Annotated in this window: 1 rRNA gene; it reads left to right on the plus strand. The window is 52.1% G+C overall.

Annotated elements, in window-relative coordinates:
- Positions 1–68 precede the first annotated feature (68 nt).
- Positions 69–2,960, plus strand: a 23S ribosomal RNA gene (locus ACLEJQ_RS25685).
- Positions 2,961–2,992: the final 32 nt, after the last annotated feature.

The following is a 2,992-nucleotide window of genomic DNA, read 5'->3' on the forward strand; positions in this document are numbered from 1 at the left end:
ATGAGCAAGCGTACGAATTTTCGGCGAATGTCGTCTTCACAGTATAACCAGATTGCTTGGGGTTATATGGTCAAGTGAAGAAGCGCATACGGTGGATGCCTTGGCAGTCAGAGGCGATGAAAGACGTGGTAGCCTGCGAAAAGCTTCGGGGAGTCGGCAAACAGACTTTGATCCGGAGATCTCTGAATGGGGGAACCCAACCAGCACAAGCTGGTTATCTTACGCTGAATACATAGGCGTAAGAAGCGAACCAGGGGAACTGAAACATCTAAGTACCCTGAGGAAAAGAAATCAACCGAGATTCCCTTAGTAGTGGCGAGCGAACGGGGACTAGCCCTTAAGCTTCTTTGATTTTAGCGGAACGCTCTGGAAAGTGCGGCCATAGTGGGTGATAGCCCTGTACGCGAAAGGATCTTAGAAGTGAAATCGAGTAGGACGGAGCACGAGAAACTTTGTCTGAATATGGGGGGACCATCCTCCAAGGCTAAATACTACTGACTGACCGATAGTGAACCAGTACCGTGAGGGAAAGGCGAAAAGAACCCCGGAGAGGGGAGTGAAATAGATCCTGAAACCGTATGCGTACAAGCAGTGGGAGCCCACTTTGTTGGGTGACTGCGTACCTTTTGTATAATGGGTCAGCGACTTATTTTCAGTGGCGAGCTTAACCGAATAGGGGAGGCGTAGCGAAAGCGAGTCTTAATAGGGCGTCTAGTCGCTGGGAATAGACCCGAAACCGGGCGATCTATCCATGGGCAGGTTGAAGGTTAGGTAACACTGACTGGAGGACCGAACCGACTACCGTTGAAAAGTTAGCGGATGACCTGTGGATCGGAGTGAAAGGCTAATCAAGCTCGGAGATAGCTGGTTCTCCTCGAAAGCTATTTAGGTAGCGCCTCATGTATCACTGTAGGGGGTAGAGCACTGTTTCGGCTAGGGGGTCATCCCGACTTACCAAACCGATGCAAACTCCGAATACCTACAAGTGCCGAGCATGGGAGACACACGGCGGGTGCTAACGTCCGTCGTGAAAAGGGAAACAACCCAGACCGTCAGCTAAGGTCCCAAAGTTATGGTTAAGTGGGAAACGATGTGGGAAGGCTTAGACAGCTAGGAGGTTGGCTTAGAAGCAGCCACCCTTTAAAGAAAGCGTAATAGCTCACTAGTCGAGTCGGCCTGCGCGGAAGATGTAACGGGGCTCAAACCATACACCGAAGCTACGGGTATCACGTAAGTGATGCGGTAGAGGAGCGTTCTGTAAGCCTGTGAAGGTGAGTTGAGAAGCTTGCTGGAGGTATCAGAAGTGCGAATGCTGACATGAGTAACGACAATGGGTGTGAAAAACACCCACGCCGAAAGACCAAGGTTTCCTGCGCAACGTTAATCGACGCAGGGTTAGTCGGTCCCTAAGGCGAGGCTGAAAAGCGTAGTCGATGGAAAACAGGTTAATATTCCTGTACTTCTGGTTATTGCGATGGAGGGACGGAGAAGGCTAGGCCAGCTTGGCGTTGGTTGTCCAAGTTTAAGGTGGTAGGCTGAAATCTTAGGTAAATCCGGGGTTTCAAGGCCGAGAGCTGATGACGAGTTACCCTTTGGGTGACGAAGTGGTTGATGCCATGCTTCCAAGAAAAGCTTCTAAGCTTCAGATAACCAGGAACCGTACCCCAAACCGACACAGGTGGTTGGGTAGAGAATACCAAGGCGCTTGAGAGAACTCGGGTGAAGGAACTAGGCAAAATGGCACCGTAACTTCGGGAGAAGGTGCGCCGGTGAGGGTCAAGCACTTGCTGCGTAAGCCCACGCCGGTCGAAGATACCAGGCCGCTGCGACTGTTTATTAAAAACACAGCACTCTGCAAACACGAAAGTGGACGTATAGGGTGTGACGCCTGCCCGGTGCCGGAAGGTTAATTGATGGGGTTAGCTAACGCGAAGCTCTTGATCGAAGCCCCGGTAAACGGCGGCCGTAACTATAACGGTCCTAAGGTAGCGAAATTCCTTGTCGGGTAAGTTCCGACCTGCACGAATGGCGTAACGATGGCGGCGCTGTCTCCACCCGAGACTCAGTGAAATTGAAATCGCTGTGAAGATGCAGTGTATCCGCGGCTAGACGGAAAGACCCCGTGAACCTTTACTATAGCTTTGCACTGGACTTTGAATTTGCTTGTGTAGGATAGGTGGGAGGCTTTGAAGCGTGGACGCCAGTCTGCGTGGAGCCATCCTTGAAATACCACCCTGGCAACTTTGAGGTTCTAACTCAGGTCCGTCATCCGGATCGAGGACAGTGTATGGTGGGTAGTTTGACTGGGGCGGTCTCCTCCTAAAGAGTAACGGAGGAGTACGAAGGTGCGCTCAGACCGGTCGGAAATCGGTCGTAGAGTATAAAGGCAAAAGCGCGCTTGACTGCGAGACAGACACGTCGAGCAGGTACGAAAGTAGGTCTTAGTGATCCGGTGGTTCTGTATGGAAGGGCCATCGCTCAACGGATAAAAGGTACTCCGGGGATAACAGGCTGATACCGCCCAAGAGTTCATATCGACGGCGGTGTTTGGCACCTCGATGTCGGCTCATCACATCCTGGGGCTGAAGCCGGTCCCAAGGGTATGGCTGTTCGCCATTTAAAGTGGTACGCGAGCTGGGTTTAGAACGTCGTGAGACAGTTCGGTCCCTATCTGCCGTGGACGTTTGAGATTTGAGAGGGGCTGCTCCTAGTACGAGAGGACCGGAGTGGACGAACCTCTGGTGTTCCGGTTGTCACGCCAGTGGCATTGCCGGGTAGCTATGTTCGGAAAAGATAACCGCTGAAAGCATCTAAGCGGGAAACTTGCCTCAAGATGAGATCTCACTGGAGCCTTGAGCTCCCTGAAGGGCCGTCGAAGACTACGACGTTGATAGGCAGGGTGTGTAAGCGCTGTGAGGCGTTGAGCTAACCTGTACTAATTGCCCGTGAGGCTTGACCATATAACACCCAAGCAATCTGCAGACTCTGAGCT

Origin of the sequence: Pseudomonas sp. SMV71, from assembly GCF_052042015.1 — a bacterium.
In the GTDB taxonomy this organism is placed as follows: domain Bacteria; phylum Pseudomonadota; class Gammaproteobacteria; order Pseudomonadales; family Pseudomonadaceae; genus Aquipseudomonas.